This is a genomic window from Rhodococcus sp. 14C212, assembly GCF_011058195.1.
GTDB classification, from domain to species: Bacteria; Actinomycetota; Actinomycetes; order Mycobacteriales; family Mycobacteriaceae; genus Rhodococcus; species Rhodococcus aetherivorans.
Genome location: NZ_JAALEH010000047.1, coordinates 14,298 through 32,695, shown reverse-complemented (window position 1 = coordinate 32,695; position 18,398 = coordinate 14,298). Strand labels below are relative to the sequence as shown.

Sequence of the window (18,398 nt, the reverse complement as noted above, 5' to 3'; positions counted from 1 at the left end):
TGGTCGAGAATCACCCTCGGGTGCGAGAACTCCTCAGCCGGTCCAGCCCGCGGTGGGGTCGCGCCGCCACAACAGGTCGTGGATGGCTTCGACGGCGTCCCCGGCGGAGGTCACGGCGAGCACCCCGGCGGCGGGCAGCGGCCACCCCCCGATCGAGATCACCGGGACCCCGGTGCGGACGGCGAGCGCGATCTCGCTGAGTGTGCCCCAGCTGCCGCCGACCGCGATCAGCGCCTCGCAGGTGCGTACCAGCAGGGCGTTGCGCATCTCGCCGAGACCGGTCGGGATCGACACGGTCAGGTACGGGTTGGCCTCCGCGCGGTCGTCGCCGGGCAGCAGGCCGAGGGTGGTGCCGCCGGCCTCCGCGGCGCCGCGCGATGCCGCGGCCATCACCCCGCCCAGTCCCCCGGTCACGACGACGGCGCGCCGCGCCGCGAGCAGCCCGCCGACCTGACGGGCGATCCGGCGTTGTTCGGCCGTGGCCTCCGCGGGCCCGACCACGCCGACATACCGCTGCGCATCCATGACGCGATTGTCCACCACCCAGGGTGCAGAAGTGGCCCCCTGAGGTGAAATCCACCACCACCGGGGCTGCTCGCGCGGCACCGGAACCCGGCGGATCCTTGTCCGCATGTCCACCCTCCGCACCGAGCGTCTCGTACGCCGCCACACGGTGATCGCCGACGACGGCGTGCCGCTCGCGGTCCACGAGATCGGCGCGGCCGGCGCACCCCTCACCGCCGTGTTCGTCCACGGGCACTGCGGCCGCACGGAAACCTGGGCGCCTCTACGGGATTCGTTGCTCCGGCGCCGCGGAGCGACGCTGCGGATGGTGTTCTTCGACCACCGCGGTCACGGCGCGTCCGGCACCGCCGGGCCGGAGACGTACACCGTCGAGCAGCTCGGGCGCGATCTCGCGGCGGTGCTGCGCGCGGTCTCCGCCGGTCCGGTGGTGCTGGTCGGCCACTCGATGGGCGGCATGACGATCCTGTCCTACGCCCGTCAACATCCGCACGAGATCGGCACCCGCGTCGCCGGGATCTGCCTGATCGGCACCGCCGCCGGTGATCTCGGCCGCTCGGGGCTCGGGCGGTACCTCGAGAGTCCCGCGGTCGAGTTGTTCCACCGCGCGGTGCAGCACGCGCCCGGCGCCGTGCAGCGCGCGCTGCACCTGGGTGGACGGGCGGTGCGGCCGCTGAGGCGGGGGGCACAGCGACGCGCTCCCGGCTCCCGGTGGGCGGCCCTGCTGGCGGTGCTCGCGAACGACACGCCGGTGGTGACGATGGCGGCGTTCCTGCGATCGTTCGCCGTGCTCGACGAGTCCGCCGCGTTGGCGGTGCTCGCCGCGGTCCCCGCGCTCGTGCTGTGCGGGTCGGCGGACGAGTGGACCCCGTTCGAGCTGTCCGCCGGTCTCGCGGCGCGCCTGCCGCACGCCGAGTTGGTCCGGGTCGACGGCGCCGGGCACTCGGTGATCGCCGACCGCCCCGCGGAGGTCGCGCGGGCCCTCGCCCGGTTGCTGCAGCGGGTGGGGTGAGCCGCAGTTCAGAGGTCGCGTTCGGTGATGACGCCGCTGTGCAGTGCGAGTTCGGCGAGCCGGACCCGCTTCTGGTTCTGCGGCAGATCCTCGACACCGAACTTCGCGAACAGCGCCCGCAGGTGCGTCTTGACCGCGTCGACGCTGAGGAACAGCTCGGTGGCGATGTCCTGGTTGGAGGCGGGGGTGGCGAACGCGGCGCCGTGCTTGTAGGGCCGGCACAGCGCGAGCAGGATTCCGCGTTGCGTCTCCGTGAGCGAACGCACCGTCGGCAGCTCCGACGCGACGCGGGTCGCCTCGTCCGGTCCGGCGCCGATCTCCTGGAAGGTCAGGCGGATCGAGCCGACCCGGATGCTGTCGCCCTCCCGCAGTCGCCGGCGTCCGGTGATGCGTTCCCCGTTGAGGAAGGTGCCGTTGCGGGAGAGTCCGTCGTCGAGGATGGTCCAGTGGGTGCCGATCCACTCCACGACGGCGTGCAGACGCGAGACCTCGTTGTCACCGGTGAACGCCACGTCCGAGCTCGGGGCACGGCCGATGGTGACGCGCGGCGACTCCGGCGACAGCTCGAACCGATGCTGCCGCCCCTGCTTGTCGACGTACGACAGACGCGATTCGGTGACGACGCTCATCACAACCTCCAGGGCGCGGACTCAATCCTGCCCGTAGGTTGCAGCGTCGGCAAGGGGGCCGCGCCCCAATCGCAGCAGCGTCGTCGCCAGCGCCGAACCGTCCCGCCCCAGCGCCGCGGTGAACCGCGCGAGCACCGCCATCTCGCGACGCGTGTGCACCGGCACCGTTCCGTGACCGGCGCGGCGGAGCCGGCCGGCGCGGTGCACGAGACCGGTCCGGCGCCGGATCGCGGCAAGGATCTCGGCGTCGACCCGGTCGATCTCGTCGAACACGCGATCCAGTTCGGCCGCGCCGGTGCGCGCGGTGGGGTTCGGGGTGAACGTCTCCGACGTTGCGGTCACGGGGCCTCCACGGGGTTGGCGGTCGGTCGCCCCATCGTGGCTCGGGAACACCTTGTCCCCCAAGGACCCCTGGGGTGGGGATCACCCCACCCCCTCACCCCATCCCTCAGCCGAGCAGAAGCGTCACCGCCACGAAGTAGATGACGATGGAGAGCAGATCCTGGATCACCGTGGCGAGCGGGCCGGACCCGAACGCCGGGTCCTGGCCCAGCCGCTGCAGCGCCCACGGCAGGACCATCGCGACGGTCGTCGCGATGGTGCTGGCGGCCAGCACGGCCGACGCCACGGCGACCGCGAGCTCCCGGTTCCCCGTCATGAGCAGCACCGCCGGCAGCATGGTCGCACCCAGCAGCGCCCCCACCGACAGGCCGGTCAGCACCTCGCGGCGCACGATCCGCCGGATCCCCACACCCACCGAGAACCCGCGGATGACCAGCGTCTCGGTCTGCGTACCGACCGCATCCGCCAGGTACACGATGCCCGGCACGAAGTAGGCGACGGCGAGGTCGGCGTCGAGTTCGGTCTCGAACACCTGCATCAGGCGGGCCGAGACCATGGCCCCGATCAGACCGACGACGAGCCACGGCAGCCGGTGCCACAGGCGGCGACGGACCCCCTCGACGCTCGAGGCCCGGGCCGCGTCCGCCGAGTGCACGAAGCCGCCGAGCCGGGCCATGTCCTGGTCGTGCTCGTGCAGCAGCACGGCGAGCAGCTGCTGGGGCGCGATGAGACCGCGGAACCGGCCGCGTTCGTCCACGACGGCGAGGCCCGGTTCGCCGTGCTGAACAGCCTTCCACGCGGCCCGTTCCTGCGCGGTGTCCGGGCGCACCACCGGCGGATCCGGGTCCAGCACGTCGCTCATCCGGGTGGTGCCGGGGGCCGCCAGCAGCCGTTCGATCGTGACGAGACCGGCGAGCGACTCACCGGCGAGCACGGCGACGACGGCGGCGCTGTCGAAGCTGTGCTCCCGCATCCGGTCGAGCACCCCGGCGACCGTGTCATCCGGCCCGGCGACCGGGACGGCCGCGAAGCTGTGCCGCAGCGCGGTGCCGGGACTGCCCTGCTCCCGTGCATGTGTGTCGGCAGATTCGACCATGCCCCACCGTTCCTCCGGCCGCGCTCGTCCCGAGGTTCGATCGTGCCACGACCGGTACGACCGCCCGATCCCGCCCGTGGCGATAATGTGCCGGTGAGTCCACGCGAGAATGCCCCCCGGCCCGGCCCCACCACACCCTGCCCGTGCGGCCGGGGCCTACCGTACGGCGAATGCTGTGGGCCGTTCCTCGCCGGCGGGGACGCGCCCACGGCCGAACAGCTGATGCGTTCGCGGTACACCGCCTTCGCGGTGGGCGACGAGGCGCATCTGCGCCGCACGTGGCACCCCGGCACCCGCCCGGTGCGGCTGGACCTCGATCCGCCGCAACGGTGGACCGGGCTCGAGGTGCTGCGCACGAACGGCGGCGGGTTCCTGCACACGGAGGGAACGGTCGAGTTCCGCGCCCACTACATGTTCGGCGGTCACGCGGACGTGCTGCACGAACACAGCCGATTCGTCCGCGAGGACGGCCGCTGGCTCTACGTCGACGCTCTCGGCTGACCCTGCCGGGCGACGCGACCGGGCCTCGGTCGTTCGGCGTCCTCAGGCGAAGAGGGCGAACGCGCGCGCCACGAAGAACGCCGCCACTCCGAGCACGATCAGCGCGATGAGCAGGATGGCGAAGACGGGCATCACCCGGCTCGGGTTCGGCTGGGGATGCGACAGGCCGGAGGTCTGTCCGGCGTCGGGCGGCGTGTCCCCGGGCTGCACTCCGCCGCCGGCGTCAAGGCCGGGGACGTCTTCCGGCTGGGGTCCGGGGTTCTGGGTGCTCACGTGCGCTCCTGGTGTCGGTCGTGCGGGGACGGCGCCGAGAGCAGCGCCTCGACCTCGACCACATACCCGGTTTCCGGCCCAGTAATCCTCGGGCGCGAGCGTCAGCCGAACGGTCCAGGCAGATGACGCGAGAACCAGACGGCCTCGCCGAACGGCTCCGTCGCCGCGTCGAGGTGCCCGCTCACGTCGGTGAGAGCGTCGACGAGCCCGGTCACCGCGATCTCGTCGGCGAGCGGTAGGGACTCCCGGTCGAGTGCCTCGGCGGCCGCGACGATCGCGCCGATCTCGCGGGCCAGGTCGAACAACTTGTCGCGAGCGGCACCGACCCGGGACGCGAAACTGGCGTGACTCATGTGGTCCTCTCGGGCAACGTCTTGTCGGGCAACGTCTTCGCGGGTTCGCGGTCCCCTTTCGCTGTCGAGACGACGTGTGTCACCGTCCGCCCCCGGGTGGGGCGCGGACGGTGATGCCCCGTCTCAGCTCAACGAGCCGAAGAGGTCGCGGAACAGGTGCATGAACCAGTTGAACTCAGGTCGGAAGTTCCACATGACCGATCTCCTCCTTCCCTGCCTCGACGTCCCGACCCACTGTCTCGGGTATCCGGCGCGATGTGATTCGAAACACACTCGGGCGCCCCGCCGCCGGGAACCCTCGCGATTCCCGCGGCCCGGCGGCTTCGGGGCCGTGCAGCGGCCGGCCGCGGCCACTCGCGACGACCCGGGGCGCGAGCCCCGCGATCCGGGACATCGATTCGCGCGAGGGCCCGGTCCCACGTGGTGATGCGTGGACCGGCAACCGCCACAGGCGAGCCGGCTCACGTGCCGAACCCGAATGGTCGGGGTGGAAGTGCGCGAGAAGGATCGCGGCCGGCCGCGTGTCCGCGCCGAACAACTCCTCGGCCGCTGCCCGGATCGTTGCCGCCGCGAAGCGCCCGCGCCGGGAGGAGTTGATTTGGTAATTCTTACCGTTCCGTAGTCCATGGATTCCGCAGCCCCGGTGTGCCGGTGCCGGTCCCCGCGGCGCGAGCGCTGCGGCGCCACCCGGCTGCCGCAGCACAGCGTCACCCGCCGGATCGGTCCCGCTCGACCGTGGCGAAGTGTTCCGCGAGGTGCTTCGCGACCTCGTCGGGCTGTTCGAGCGCCACGGAGTGCCCCGCGGCGTCGACCGTGACGTGCCGGCCGCCCGCGGCGTCGGCGATGTTCACCGACGAGATCGGCGGCGGGTAGGCGTGGTCCTCACGGCCGGCGACGGCGAGGACCGGCACGCGGCAGCCGGCCAGCTCCTCGACGATCCGTCCGCGATGGATGACGCCGTGGGCAGCGTCCCCGATGCGCGGCTCGAGGCGGGCGATCGCCGCGCGCCAGGTGCTCGTCATCGGGCTCTCCTGAGCGAGGCTGGAATCACCGAACATGATGTCCATGACCGTGTCGACGACGTCGGCCGTGCCGTGCTCGGTGAGGTGGCCGACCAGCGGGGCGAATTCGTCGAGCTTGTACTCCTCCTCCGCCGAGGAGCCGAGCGCGGTGGCCGTGCGGAGCAGCTCGGGCCGTCGCGCGGCGAGCCGCAGCGCGACGAACCCGCCGAGGGAGTTCCCGACGACGTGGCAGGGTGCGAGACCGAGGTGCTCGATCAGGGCCGCGGCGTCCTCGGCGAGGACGTCGACCGCCAGTTCGTCCCGCGCCGCCGGGGCGCTCTGCCCCTGTCCGCGATGATCGTAGGCGACCACCCGGTACCCGTCGTCCGCGAACTTCTGCACGAGCGCGTCGAACATCGTGTGATCGAAGAAGAGCGAGTGGCTGAACACGATCGGCACCCCGTCGCGCGGACCGACGTCGACGAAGGCGAGTTCCGTCCCGTTGACCGATGCTCGCTGCATGAGAAACCTCCTGGATCCGGGCCACCGCACCGCGCTGTGGCGTTCGTCACTACACTGCCGACGAGCGTAGGGAGCGGTCCGGTCGCAGCACTCGTCGATCCGCGCAGAGCACTGCCCGTCCCGCGCACGGCCGGCGAGGAGATCACGGTGACAGCGGACTACCAGGTGCAGTTCACGACGACCCGCCGCGTGCCGCAGCGCGACCGCGTCGAGTTCTGGACCGACCATGTGCGGTTCAACCACGGGACCCTGGACTACTCCTTCCCCGGCCCGGGCGAGCGGTCGCCGGCCGACTTCGCCGGCGCCACGCACGTGCAGCGCTGCGGCGGTCACCAGCTCGTCGAGTTCTGGTCCGATCGGATCACCTACGCGCGGACCGCCCGGCACGTCCGGGCCGACGACGACCGGAGCATGCGCCTGTTCGTGCCCAAGTCCGGCACCCTCACCGTCGCGCACGACGAGGTCTCGCTGCCGGTGCCGGTCGGCCGCGCGGCCCTGGTGTCGATGGCCCGCCCCTTCGAACTCGTCCATCGCGCGCAGGCCCGGGCGTGGGTGCTCACCGTGCCGGAAGGGTGCCTGCCCGCGCGTGCCGTCGCCGACGGGCCGAGCGTGCTCGACCTGCGCCGCGGCGTCGCCTCCGTGGCGGGGACGATGACGCGGGCGCTGGCCCGCGAACGGAAGTCGTTGTCCGGTCCCGCATTCGTCGCGATCAGCGCGCGGGTGATCGAACTCGTGTCCCTCGCCCTGGCCGACCTGCGCGACGGAATCCGCCCGGGCGGCCTGGAGTCGGTGGCCGAGGCCGCCCGGGCCTACGTCGACGAACGTTCGGACGACCCGGACCTGACACCGGCGTCGATGGCGCGCGACCTGAGCTGGTCGCTGCGGCAGCTCCAGGCCGCGTTGCGGACGGCCGGCACGACGCCCGCCGAGCTGCTCCGCAACCGGCGGCTGGACCGCGCCCGCAGCCGCCTCGAGGACCCGCGCTGGAACGCGGTCGCCGTGGGCGACATCGCGTTCGCCTCCGGTTTCGGATCGCTCAGCGCGTTCGGGACGGCGTTCCGCACCCGCTTCGGGACCACCCCGCGGGCGGTGCGCGTCCCGGGCCCGGCGGCCGGGCCGTGAGCGAGGAGGCACCGGAACCGGTCGGAACGGCACCGGCTCAGCGCAGCAGCGTCGCCCGCAGTGTCGCCGTGAGCCACGCCCGGTACTCGTCCACGTCCCAGCCGCAGTCGCGGCGCAGCAGCGCATGCACCTGCGGGGAACCCAGCGTGTAGAGCACGTGTGCCGCGTGATCGACACTCACGTCGTCGCGCAGCAGCCCGTGCCGGTGCAGCCCGACCGCGATCGTGCGCGCATTGTCCGCGGTGGCGCGGGCATCCTCGTCGGCGAACCGGCGCATGTCCGGGTCCGCGCCCGACGACTCGACCGAGGTCATCAGCAGCCCGCCGGCCCGCTCGAGCAGGTCCGCGCCGTAGCGGACCACCTGCTCGACGATGCGTTCGGCGTCCGAGCCCGCGGTGCCGGAGGCGGCTCGCCCCGGACGCGAACGCTCGGCCGGGACGGGACCGTCGCCGGCCGAGTCCGTGGAGCCGCCCGCGACCGCGGCGTCGAGCGCCTCCCGGAACAGTTCGGACTTGCCGCCGGGGAACGCCGTGAAGACGGTACGCACGGCAACCCCGGCCGTCTCCGCGATCTGCTTGACCGTGGTGCTGACGTACCCGCGATCGACGAAGAGCCGGGCGGCAGCGTCGACGACGGTCGCCCGGGTACGGCGCGCGGCCTCCTCACGCAGCGGCGAACTGTAGGTCCTCTTGGCATGCTGGGGCATCGATCTCAGCGTATCAGCATCGGTTGCATCGAAACTGCAACAGATTTCGGAGGCCTGCAGGCACGACGACGACCGGGCATGCTGGTCGGGTGCATACCTTCGAGGTCTGGGCTCCGACCCCGCAATCCGTCCGGCTCCACGTCGAGGGCACGGTCCATCCCATGCGCCGGGACGACGGCGGCTGGTGGCGCGCCGAGGTCGACGCCTCCCCCGGCGCCCGCTACGGGTACGTCCTCGACGACGACGAGACCGTGCTGCCCGACCCGCGCTCGCCGCGGCAACCCGACGGCGTGCACGGCCTGTCCGCGCTGCACTCGCTCGACGAGAGCGCCTGGACCGACGCGTCCTGGACCGGCCGGCAACTCGCGGGCGGGGTGATCTACGAGCTGCACGTGGGCACCTTCACCGACGAGGGCACGTTCGACGCGGCCGTCGACCGCCTCGACGACCTCGTCAACCTCGGGGTGGACCTCGTCGAGCTGATGCCGGTCAACGCCTACAACGGCACCCGTGGCTGGGGCTACGACGGGGTGCTCTGGTACGCGGTGCACGAGCCGTACGGCGGCCCGGACGGCCTGCAGCGCTTCGTCGACGCCGCCCACGCCCGTGGCCTCGGGGTGATCCTGGACGTGGTGTACAACCACCTCGGACCGTCCGGCAACTACCTGGACCGCTACGGCCCGTACCTGTCCGGCGGGCAGGGCACGTGGGGCGCGTCGGTCAATCTCGACGGGCCGGACTCCGGCGAGGTGCGCCGCTACATCCTCGACAACGCCCTGCGGTGGATGCGGGACTTCCATATCGACGGGCTGCGCCTGGACGCGGTGCACGCGCTCGTCGACCACACCGCCGTGCACCTGCTCGAGGAACTGGCCGTCGCGACGTACCGGATGTCCGCGCACCTCGGCCGGCCGCTGAGCCTGATCGCCGAGAGCGACCTGAACGATCCGAAGATGATCTCGCCCCGCGCCGCCGGTGGCTACGGCCTGCAGGCGCAGTGGGACGACGACATCCACCATGCGGTGCACGCCGCCGTCTCCGGCGAACGACAGGGCTACTACGGCGATTTCGGTTCACTCGACTGCCTCGCCCGCACCCTGCGGCACGGGTTCTTCCACGCCGGCACATATTCGAGCTTCCGCGGGCGCACGCACGGGCGGCCGCTCGACGTGGGGCGCATCCCGGCGAGTTCCCTGCTCGCCTACACGTGTACCCACGACCAGGTGGGCAACCGGGCGATCGGCGACCGGCCCGGTCACTACCTCGACCACGGTCAGCTCGCCGTCAAGGCCGCGCTGGTGCTCACCTCCGCCTTCACCCCGATGTTGTTCATGGGCGAGGAGTGGGACGCGAGTTCACCGTTCCAGTACTTCACCTCCCACCCGGAACCCGAGCTGGCCCGGGCCACCGCCGAGGGACGGCGGCGCGAGTTCTCCGAGCACGGGTGGGACGCCGAGGACGTTCCCGACCCGCAGGATCCGGAGACGTTCCGGCGGTCGACGCTGAACTGGGCCGAGCGCACCGAACCCGGCCACGCACGCATGCTCGACTGCTACCGGCAGCTGCTGGCGCTGCGGCGCGAACGCGCCGAGCTGACCGATCCGTGGCTCGAGCACCTGCACGTCGACTACGACGAGGACGAGCGCTGGATCGTGATGCACCGCGGCAGCCTTCGCGTGGCGTGCAACCTCGGGCCCGACCCGGTGACCGTGCCCTTCGGTGGTGCTCCGCTGGTGTGGTGGGAGCCGGTTGTGGTCAACCGGACCGGGTCCGCGACGCTCGTACCGGGGCACTCGTTTGTCGTGCTCGACTCCGCCGTCGCACCGCCGGCCTGAGGCCGCGCAGTGTCACCGCCGGCCTGAGGTCGCGCAGTGTCACCGCCGGCGGAGCATGAGCAGGGTCAGCGCGGCGGTGGCTGCCAGGATCACCGCGGTGGCGGCCGCGGCCCCGTGCGTGCCGGCGACGAACGCGTCCCGCGCCGACCCGAGCAGGGCCTCGGCCTCCGCCGCCGGGAGTCGTCCGGCCGCGGCCACCGCGCCGCCGAGGGTGTCGAACTCGTGGCCGGAGCCCGGCACCCCGAGCCGGGAACGGTAGACGGCCGTGACGACGCTGCCGAGCACCGCCACACCCAGCGCGACACCGAGTTCGTACGCCGTCTCCGACACCGCCGACGCGGCGCCGGCCCGGTCGGCCGGGGCGGCCCCGACCACCAGGTCGGTGGTCAGGGTCAGCGCGACGCCGACCCCCACGCCGATGAGGGTGAAGCCGACGACGAACAGACCGGCCCCGTCGGTGGTGCCGAGAGCCAGCAACATCGCCGCTCCCACGGCCGCAATGGTCAGAGCACCCGACAGGACGGTCCCGACCGGCAGGCGCCGCACGAGCCACGCCGCTCCGAGCGAGGACAGAGCGCTGGTCGCGGTGCCGGGGAGCATCAGCAGACCCGCCTGGAGAGGTCCGATCCCGAGCACCAGCTGCAGATACTGCGAACCGAAGAACAGCACTCCGGCGAGGGCGAAGATCGACAGCAGATTCGTCCATACGGCCGCGGAGAACTCGCGCCGCCGGAACAGAGTGAGGTCGAGCAGCGGGTTCTTCGCGACCCGCTGACGGTGCACGAACGCCGCGGCGGCCGTCAGACCGCCGCACAGGGCGACCAGGGCGGCGGCGTGCGGGCCCTGCAGCGCCGTTTCCTTGACCGCGTAGACGATCGGAACCACGGCCAGCAGCGACAGGGCGGCGCCCGGCAGGTCGAAGCGGCCCGGGTGCGGATCCCGAGATTCCGGGACGAGGAACGGCCCGGCGAGGACGAGCACCGCCATGATCGGCAGGTTGATCAGGAACACCGAACCCCACCAGAAGTGTTCGAGCAGCCAGCCGCCCACGAGCGGGCCGAGCGCGGCGCCGCCGCCGGCCATCGCACCCCACACGCCGATGGCGACGGTCCGCTCCCGCGGATCGGTGAACATGTGCCGGATGAGCCCCAGGGTCGCGGGCATGAGGGTGGCGCCGGAGATTCCCTGCAGTGCACGCGCCAGGATCAGCATCTCGGGGCTCACCGCCCACGCCGCGACGGCCGAGGCCGCGGCGAAGCCGACGGCGCCGACCAGCAGGAGCCGGCGACGGCCGACGCGGTCGCCGAGCACGCCCATCGTCACCAGCAGGCCGGCGACGGCGAACGAGTACACGTCGATGATCCACAGCAGCTGCACCCCGCTCGGGGCCAGATCGGCACTGAGGAAGGGCAGGGCGAGGTCGAGAACGGTCGCGTCGACCGCGATCAGCAACACGGCACAGGCGAGGACCACCAGCCCCGCCCAGGTGCGCACCCCCGCGGCCGCATGGCCGATCCCCGCGTCCGCCGGGCGGACCCCCGGCATCTGCCCGGTGTTCGTCATCCCGTTCCCTCCACACTGAACCGTCCAGCCGGTACAGAAAGACGGTAACACCGACCGTCCGGACGGTACAAATATGATCGCTAGAATCGGGCCATGGCCTCCGACACACGCGACCGCATCCTCGACGCCCTCGAACGCACCCTCGTCGACGTGGGGGTCGCCCAGGTGACGCTCGAAGGCGTCGCGGCCGCCGCGGGCGTGTCGAAAGGCGGCCTGCTGTATCACTTTCCGACCAAGGAGTCGATGCTCGCCGCGATGGTGCGGCGCCTCGGCGAACGGGGCGACGCCCGGCTCGCCGATGCCGTCGCCGGCGGCACCCCGGTCGCGGAGTGGTACCTCGCCGATCCGGACGAGACCGGCGACTCCGCGGAGATGGCCCTGTTCCGGTCCACGGTGGCCGCTCTGCGCAGTGCCGACGGCCGGCACGACGACGTGCAGCGCGCGGTGGTCGAGGTGATGCGCTCGTGGGACGAGGGCCTGCGCGCCGAGATCGACGATCCCGTCACCGCGGAGATCGTGCGCCTCGCGGGCGACGGGATCTACCTCGGCGCGATGCTCGGCCTCCCGAAACCCGATCCGGACCTGCACCGACGCGTGGTCGCCCGCTTGCTGGGGAAGAAAAACCCTTAGTTGGCGCCCACAACCACGAGTACGGTCAAGAGCAGTCGGGGAATCTTCTTGGAAACACACGCTTCTCGGGGTGAACTGACATGAAGTACCGGACGGCAACCGTGGGCGCACTCGTCGCCGCCACACTCGCCCTCGCCCCGCCGGCGTCGCCGCCGCACCCGCCGCCGCACCCGTCGACGCGCCCGCACCGATCGGGATCACCTGGGAGCAGACCGATCACCGCAACGACTGGAACCGCTGGGACGACCGCCAGCACGACGACCGCGGTCGCCGCGATCGCGGCTGGGATCGGAACTGGTGGGGTCCACCCGCACCGTGTTGGTGGTTCGGATCCTGGCTGGTCTGCGCTCCCTGGCGCTGAGACGCCGCCCGCGGAATCCGGTGGGGACTCACTCCCCCACCGGGAATCCCGTGCGGCTCAGGTGAGATAACGGTACGCCGGTGAGCCCGGCTCGAGCCGCTGCGCCTCGATCGGCGAGGCCGCCATGCGCGCCAGCAGCGACGACAGCCCGTCCGCCGCCCCGAGTTCGATGCCTACCAACGCCGCCCCGAACTCCCGGTTGTTGCGCTTGACGTACTCGAACAGCGTGATGTCGTCGTCGGGTCCGAGCACCTCGTCGAGGAACCGCCGCAACGCACCCGGCTCCTGGGGGAAGTCCACCAGGAAGTAGTGCTTGAGGCCGCGGTGCACGAGGGAGCGCTCGATGATCTCCCCGTAGCGGGAGACGTCGTTGTTGCCCCCCGAGATCAGGCACACCACCGTCGAGCCCGGCGCGATGGTCAACCCTTCGAGAGCAGCGACGGACAGCGCGCCCGCGGGCTCGGCGATGATGCCCTCGTTCTGGTACAGATCCAGCATCGCGGTGCACACTGCACCCTCGTCGACCTGGGTCATCCCGAACGGCCCGGTGCCCAGACCGTCGTTGCGGAGCGCCGCGACCAGCGGCAGGTTCGCGTGGGAGACGATCTCGGCGCCGAGCCGGGAGACCACCGCGTACGGCACGTCGCCGACCCGCTTGACGGCGGCACCGTCGACGAACGGATCCACCTCGGGCAGGGTCACCGGTCCGCCCGCGACGAGGGCCGCGGTCATCGACGCCGCGCCGGCCGGTTCCACCCCGACGATGGAGGTGGACGGCGACTTCTCGTGCAGGTACGCCGCGATGCCGGCCAGACAGCCGCCACCGCCGACCGGAACCAGCACCAGGTCCGGCGCCGCGGGCAGCTGGTCGAGCACCTCGCGGGCGATGGTGCCCTGCCCCGCCGCGGTGCGGGCGTCGTCGAACGGCGCAACCATCGTCGCGCCGGTGCGCGCGACGTCGGCGGCGGCGGCGGCGGCCGCCGCGTCGAACGTGTCGCCCGTCGGGATGAGCTCGACGAAGGCACCGCCGTGCGCGCGGATGCGGTCCCGCTTCTGCTTCGGGGTCCGGGTGGGCACGTAGATCCGGCCCATCACCCCCATCGCGCGGCACGCGTAGGCCACGCCCTGCGCGTGGTTGCCGGCGCTGGCCGTCACCACACCCGCCTCGCGTTCGGCGGGAGAGAGCTGCGCCATGACGTTGTAGGCGCCGCGCAGCTTGTACGAGCGGACGCGGGTGAGGTCCTCGCGCTTGAGGTAGACGTTCGCGCCGGTGAGGACGGAGAGCCGCTCGCTGTGCTCGAGCGGCGTGGGGGCGACCACCGCCGAAATTCGCTCCGCCGCGGCCTCGATGTCGGCCACGCTCAGGGCGGGCAGGTGCATCGGATCGGCGGTTCGCGAAGTAGTGGTCACCTACCTATGCTGCCACTGCCCGCCCGGAACCCCCAACGCGGGTTTCGTCACCCCGCTCGCCGCGCCCGGCTCCCGCCCTCGCGCGCTACCGGGGTTCCAGGATCAGGAGCGGGATCTCCCGGTCCGTCTTCTTCTGGTACTCCGCGTAATCGGGGAACGCCTCGACAGCACGCCGCCACCACAGGGCCTTCTCCTCGCCGTGGACCTCGCGGACGGTCATGTCCCGGACCGTCGGCCCGTCGCGCAGTTCGACGTGCGGGTCCGCCAGGACGTTGTAGTACCAGACCGGATGCTTCGGCGCCCCGCCGAGGGAGGCGACCACCGCGTAGACGCCGTCGTGCTCGACCCGCATCAGCGGAGTCTTGCGCAGCTTGCCGGTCCTCGCTCCGCGGCTGGTCAGCACGACGACGGGCCGGCCGTTCAGGGTCGTGCCCTCGGTACCGCCGGAACTCTCGTACAGCGCCACCTGGTCGGCGGCCCACTGGGACGGACTCGGTTCGTATTCTCCGGTGAGAGGCATGGCTCCAGTCAACACCGCCGGGCCCGGCATCACCGCACCGATCGGTAAAGTTCGGTGGCCCGAAAACAAGTCTGCGAGTAGCCTGGTGGACGGGTTTCCCGAGGTGCACGGAGGTCGAGATGACGACGATGGATTCGCCCACCCCCGCCCGCCGCCGGCCCGCGTCCGTCGACATGGCCGGAACCGCATGGCCGCTGTACAAGCTCGAGGCACTCGTCGCGGCCGTCCTGGTCCTCCTGGCGCTGTTCGCCATCACCGCGGACGCGCAGACCGCCGTCCTCGCCGCCGCCGCGACCGCCACCGTCGTCTGGTGGGCGCGCATGCTGCACTACCGCCGCGACACCTGACCGCAGCGACGTTTGACCGCAGCGCACCGGCGGGCGGGTCAGGTCGCCAGGCAGGCCGGCCCGAGCAGAGCCTTGAGATCCCCCATCAGCGCCGACGACGGCTCCACCCGCAGGCTGTCGTCCACCTTCAGCACGGTGACCTTGCTGCCGGAGATCAGCCGGACGTGCACATCCGAGGTACCGGGGTGGCGGGTGAGCACGCTCTTGAGCGCCCCGACCTTGTCGGGGGTGCACAGCCGGGTCGGCATCGACACCGACAGCGGCTTGGCCACCCCGACCTGCGAGAGGTCGGGCACGGCGAGATCGTTGGCGATCAACGAGATCCGGTCGTCGCGGATCGAGACGCGCGCCTTGACCAGCACCACCGAGTCCTCGACCACGTCCATGCCGTACACCGAGTAGGACTGCGGGAAGAAGAGCACCTCGATGCCGCCGGCGAGGTCCTCGAGTTGCGCCGACGCCCAGGTCAGACCGTTCTTGTTGATGCGGCGGTTCACCGACGCAAGGATGCCGCCCACGGTGACCTGGCTGCCGTCCTTGATCGCGCCCTCGAGGATGGTCGGGATCGCGGTGTCCGACTGCTGGGCGAGCACGTGCTCGACGCCGTTGAGCGGATGCCCGGACACGTACAGGCCCAGCATCTCCCGTTCGAGGGCGAGCTTGTGCTTGGTGTCCCATTCCTCCTCGGGGATCTTCACATTGAACACCGAGGTGACCGACTCGTCGGCGTCCGCGCCGCCGAACAGGTCGAACTGCCCGATCGCCTCGGCCTTCTTGGTGCCCATGACCGCGTCGATCGCGTCGGCGTGCACCAGCATCAGGCCCTTGCGGGGATGGCCGAGCGAATCGAACCCGCCGGCCTTGATCAGGGACTCGGTGACCTTCTTCGAGCACGCGAGCGCATCGATCTTGTTGAGGTAGTCGGAGAAGTCGGTGAACCGGCCCTTCTCCTCCCGCGCCCGGATGATGGACGCCACGACGTTGGTACCGACGTTGCGCACCGCGCCGAGGCCGAACCGGATGTCCTCCCCCACCGACGCGAAGTCGACCCGCGACTCGTTGACGTCCGGTGGCAGTACGGTGATGCCCATCTTGCGGCAGTCCGACAGGTAGACCGCAGCCTTGTCCTTGTCGTCGCCGACGGATGTGAGCAGGCCCGCCATGTACTCGGCGGGGTAGTTCGCCTTGAGGTACGCCGTCCAGAACGAGACGAGACCGTACCCGGCGGCGTGCGACTTGTTGAACGCGTATCCGGCGAACGGAAGCACCGTGTCCCACAGTGCGGTGATCGCGGGCTGGGAGAAGCCGTTGTCGAGCATGCCCTTCTGGAAGCCGCCGTACGCCTCCTCGAGGATCTCCTTCTTCTTCTTACCCATGGCTCGCCGTAGCAGGTCTGCCTGTCCGAGCGAGTAACCGGCCACCTTCTGAGCGATCTGCATGATCTGCTCCTGGTAGACGATCAGGCCGTAGGTGTCGGTCAGGATCTCCTCGAGCGGCTCCTCGAGCTCGGGGTGGATCGGCTTGACCTCCTGCCGGCCGTTCTTGCGGTCGGCGTAGTCGTTGTGGGCGTTCATGCCCATCGGTCCGGGCCGGTACAGCGCGAGCACGGCGACGATGTCCTCGAAGCCGGTCGGCTGCATCCGGCGCAGCAGATCGCGCATCGCACTGCCGTCGAGCTGGAACACGCCCAGGGTGTCGCCGCGGGCCAGCAGCTCGTAGGTGGCCGGATCCTCGAGCGGCAGCGTGTCCAGGTCGAGGTCGATGCCGCGGTTGTTCTTGATGTTCTCGATCGCGTCACCGATGACGGTGAGGTTCCGCAGACCGAGGAAGTCCATCTTCAGCAGGCCGATGGCCTCGCACGACGGGTAGTCCCAGCCGGTGATGATCGCGCCGTCCTGCGCCCGCTTCCACAGCGGGATGGCGTCCATCAGCGGCTCGGAGGACATGATCACCGCGCAGGCATGCACGCCGGCGTTGCGGATCAGGCCCTCGAGGCCGAGCGCGGTGTCGTAGATCTTCTTCACGTCCGGGTTGGACTCGATCAAGGCCCGGACCTCGGCGGCCTCCTTGTACCGCTCGTGGTTCGGGTCGGTGATGCCCGACACCGGAATGTCCTTGGCCATGATCGGCGGCGGCAGCGCCTTGGTGATCTGGTCGGCGATCGCGAAGCCCGGCTGGCCGAACTGCACGCGCGCCGAGTCCTTGATCGCGGCCTTCGTCTTGATGGTGCCGAACGTGATCACCTGGGCGACCTTGTCGTTGCCCCACTTCTCGGTCGCGTACCGCACCATCTCGCCGCGGCGGCGATCGTCGAAGTCGATGTCGATATCGGGCATCGACACGCGCTCGGGGTTGAGGAACCGCTCGAACAGCAGGCCGTGTGGGATCGGATCGATGTTCGTGATGCCCATCGCGTAGGCGACGAGTGAACCGGCGGCCGAGCCTCGGCCCGGACCGACCCGGATACCCACCTCGCGGGCGTGGTTGATCAGGTCGCCGACGACGAGGAAGTAGGCCGGGAAACCCATCTCGCAGATCACGTCGATCTCGTAGTCGGCGCGGCGCAGGTATTCGTCGGGCGCGCCGTTCGGGAAGCGGCGGTCGAGGCCGCGCATGACCTCCTTGCGCAGCCAGCTCGCCTGCGTCTCCCCCTCGGGCACGGGGAAGATCGGCATGCGGTCGCGGTGGGTCCACACCTCCTCGTAGGACTGCACCCGCTCGGCGATGAGCAGCGTGTTGTCGCACGCGCCGGGCACCTCGCCGTCCCACAGCGCCCGCATCTCCTCGGCGGACTTCAGGTAGTAGCCGTCGCCGTCGAACTTGAAGCGGGTCGGATCCGAGAGCGTCTTGCCGGTCTGGATGCACAGCAGCGCCTCGTGGTTCTCGGCGGCATCCTTGGTGACGTAGTGGCAGTCGTTGGTGGCCAGCGGCGGGATGCCGAGCGTGCGGCCGATCTCGAGCAGCCCCTCCCGGACGCGGCGCTCGATGGACAGGCCGTGGTCCATCAGCTCGAGGAAGAAGTTGTCCTTGCCCCAGATCTCCTGCCACTTCGCGGCCGCCTCGAGCGCCTCACGGTCGTGGCCGAGACGCAGCCGGGTCTGGATCTCCCCCGACGGGCAGCCGGTGGTCGCGATGATGCCCTCGGCGTGGTGGGCGATGAGGTCCTCGTCCATGCGGGCCCATTTGCCGAGCTGGCCCTCGATGGAGGCGAGCGAGGACAGCTTGAACAGGTTCCGCAGGCCGGTGGCGTTCTCGGCCACCATCGTCATGTGCGTGTACGAACCGGAACCGGAGATGTCGTCGGACTTCTGGCTCGGATCCCCCCACTGCACGCGCTTGGTGCTGAACCGCGACTCGGGCGCGATGTAGGCCTCGATGCCGATGATCGGCTTGATCCCGAACTTCGTCGCGGCATTGTAGAACTCGCTGGCGCCGTACATGTTCCCGTGGTCGGTCATCCCGACCGCCGTCATCTTCAGCCGCTCGGCCTCCTTGAACAGGGGACCGACCTTCGCGGCTCCGTCGAGCATCGAATACTCGGTGTGGTTGTGCAGATGAACGAACGAGTCAGCCACGCGTGCCTCTCCCGGAAGGTCTGTGAGCATCCCGAGTGTAGGCCTCCCCGGCGACGGGATCGGACCGCCACACCGGCG

Annotated in this window: 18 protein-coding genes; 6 read left to right on the top strand and 12 right to left on the bottom strand. The window is 71.0% G+C overall.

Going from position 1 to position 18,398, the window contains the following annotated elements; all coding sequences use genetic code 11:
* Nucleotides 1–33: 33 nt before the first annotated feature.
* Nucleotides 34–525 carry a TIGR00725 family protein gene (locus G6038_RS19355; RefSeq protein ID WP_003938253.1) on the bottom strand — a complete coding sequence of 164 codons (492 nt, stop codon included), beginning with the start codon at nt 523–525 and terminating at the stop codon, nt 34–36.
* Between the two features lie 106 nt (nt 526–631).
* Here G6038_RS19355 and G6038_RS19350 point away from each other — a divergent pair, with 106 nt between their 5' ends.
* A complete protein-coding gene (locus G6038_RS19350; protein WP_165039412.1) occupies nt 632–1,534 on the top strand; it encodes an alpha/beta hydrolase in 903 nt (300 codons plus the stop codon).
* 8 nt (nt 1,535–1,542) lie between these two features.
* On the opposite strand, the gene G6038_RS19345 is transcribed toward G6038_RS19350, so the two are convergent.
* The 3 genes from G6038_RS19345 to G6038_RS19335 all read right to left on the bottom strand — a co-directional run bounded on the left by G6038_RS19345 (nt 1,543) and on the right by G6038_RS19335 (nt 3,601).
* The gene (locus G6038_RS19345) at nt 1,543–2,163 is read right to left on the bottom strand and encodes an FHA domain-containing protein (RefSeq protein WP_165039411.1); all 621 of its coding nucleotides are present in this window, start codon (nt 2,161–2,163) and stop codon (nt 1,543–1,545) included.
* Nucleotides 2,164–2,184: 21 nt separating this feature from the next.
* A complete protein-coding gene (locus G6038_RS19340) occupies nt 2,185–2,505 on the bottom strand; it encodes a chorismate mutase (RefSeq protein WP_165039410.1) in 321 nt (106 codons plus the stop codon).
* Nucleotides 2,506–2,611: 106 nt separating this feature from the next.
* A complete protein-coding gene (locus G6038_RS19335; protein ID WP_165039409.1) occupies nt 2,612–3,601 on the bottom strand; it encodes a magnesium transporter in 990 nt (329 codons plus the stop codon).
* A gap of 93 nt (nt 3,602–3,694) precedes the next feature.
* On the opposite strand from G6038_RS19335, the gene G6038_RS19330 reads away from it, so the two are divergent.
* Nucleotides 3,695–4,102, top strand: coding sequence for a YchJ family protein (locus tag G6038_RS19330; RefSeq protein ID WP_165039408.1), 408 nt, complete (start codon nt 3,695–3,697; stop codon nt 4,100–4,102).
* Between the two features lie 42 nt (nt 4,103–4,144).
* Here the strand turns inward: G6038_RS19330 and G6038_RS19325 are convergent, their stop codons facing one another.
* The 3 genes from G6038_RS19325 to G6038_RS19315 form a co-directional block, all read right to left on the bottom strand.
* On the bottom strand, nt 4,145–4,375 hold the full coding sequence (locus G6038_RS19325) for a DUF6480 family protein (RefSeq protein WP_165039407.1): 231 nt from the start codon (nt 4,373–4,375) through the stop codon (nt 4,145–4,147).
* 101 nt (nt 4,376–4,476) lie between these two features.
* On the bottom strand, nt 4,477–4,728 hold the full coding sequence (locus G6038_RS19320) for a hypothetical protein (RefSeq protein ID WP_165039406.1): 252 nt from the start codon (nt 4,726–4,728) through the stop codon (nt 4,477–4,479).
* A gap of 707 nt (nt 4,729–5,435) precedes the next feature.
* Nucleotides 5,436–6,251, bottom strand: a complete 816-nt coding sequence (locus G6038_RS19315) for an alpha/beta fold hydrolase (protein WP_165039405.1) — start codon at nt 6,249–6,251, stop codon at nt 5,436–5,438.
* A gap of 147 nt (nt 6,252–6,398) precedes the next feature.
* Here G6038_RS19315 and G6038_RS19310 point away from each other — a divergent pair, with 147 nt between their 5' ends.
* A complete protein-coding gene (locus G6038_RS19310) occupies nt 6,399–7,373 on the top strand; it encodes an AraC family transcriptional regulator (RefSeq protein WP_165039404.1) in 975 nt (324 codons plus the stop codon).
* Nucleotides 7,374–7,410: 37 nt separating this feature from the next.
* Here the strand turns inward: G6038_RS19310 and G6038_RS19305 are convergent, their stop codons facing one another.
* Nucleotides 7,411–8,079 (bottom strand): TetR/AcrR family transcriptional regulator, encoded by a 669-nt coding sequence (locus G6038_RS19305; protein ID WP_165039403.1) that lies wholly within the window; start codon nt 8,077–8,079, stop codon nt 7,411–7,413.
* An 89-nt stretch (nt 8,080–8,168) separates the two neighbouring features.
* Here G6038_RS19305 and treZ point away from each other — a divergent pair, with 89 nt between their 5' ends.
* The gene (gene treZ, locus G6038_RS19300) at nt 8,169–9,914 is read left to right on the top strand and encodes a malto-oligosyltrehalose trehalohydrolase (RefSeq protein WP_165039402.1); all 1,746 of its coding nucleotides are present in this window, start codon (nt 8,169–8,171) and stop codon (nt 9,912–9,914) included.
* A gap of 39 nt (nt 9,915–9,953) precedes the next feature.
* On the opposite strand, the gene G6038_RS19295 is transcribed toward treZ, so the two are convergent.
* Nucleotides 9,954–11,477 carry an MFS transporter gene (locus tag G6038_RS19295; RefSeq protein WP_165039401.1) on the bottom strand — a complete coding sequence of 508 codons (1,524 nt, stop codon included), beginning with the start codon at nt 11,475–11,477 and terminating at the stop codon, nt 9,954–9,956.
* A 93-nt stretch (nt 11,478–11,570) separates the two neighbouring features.
* Between G6038_RS19295 and G6038_RS19290 the strand changes: the two genes are divergently transcribed.
* The gene (locus tag G6038_RS19290; RefSeq protein ID WP_165039400.1) at nt 11,571–12,107 is read left to right on the top strand and encodes a TetR/AcrR family transcriptional regulator; all 537 of its coding nucleotides are present in this window, start codon (nt 11,571–11,573) and stop codon (nt 12,105–12,107) included.
* Nucleotides 12,108–12,525: 418 nt separating this feature from the next.
* Here the strand turns inward: G6038_RS19290 and ilvA are convergent, their stop codons facing one another.
* Together ilvA and G6038_RS19275 are read right to left on the bottom strand one after the other, a co-directional pair.
* Nucleotides 12,526–13,848 (bottom strand): threonine ammonia-lyase IlvA, encoded by a 1,323-nt coding sequence (ilvA, locus tag G6038_RS19280; protein ID WP_165039416.1) that lies wholly within the window; start codon nt 13,846–13,848, stop codon nt 12,526–12,528.
* A 115-nt stretch (nt 13,849–13,963) separates the two neighbouring features.
* Complete coding sequence (locus tag G6038_RS19275) at nt 13,964–14,398, bottom strand: nitroreductase family deazaflavin-dependent oxidoreductase (RefSeq protein ID WP_165039399.1); 435 nt, start codon at nt 14,396–14,398, stop codon at nt 13,964–13,966.
* A gap of 119 nt (nt 14,399–14,517) precedes the next feature.
* Between G6038_RS19275 and G6038_RS19270 the strand changes: the two genes are divergently transcribed.
* Nucleotides 14,518–14,745: a hypothetical protein gene (locus G6038_RS19270; RefSeq protein ID WP_165039398.1), complete on the top strand. Its 228-nt coding sequence runs from the start codon at nt 14,518–14,520 to the stop codon at nt 14,743–14,745.
* A 38-nt stretch (nt 14,746–14,783) separates the two neighbouring features.
* Here G6038_RS19270 and dnaE read toward each other — a convergent pair whose 3' ends face one another.
* The gene (dnaE, locus tag G6038_RS19265; protein WP_165039397.1) at nt 14,784–18,320 is read right to left on the bottom strand and encodes a DNA polymerase III subunit alpha; all 3,537 of its coding nucleotides are present in this window, start codon (nt 18,318–18,320) and stop codon (nt 14,784–14,786) included.
* Nucleotides 18,321–18,398 lie beyond the last annotated feature (78 nt).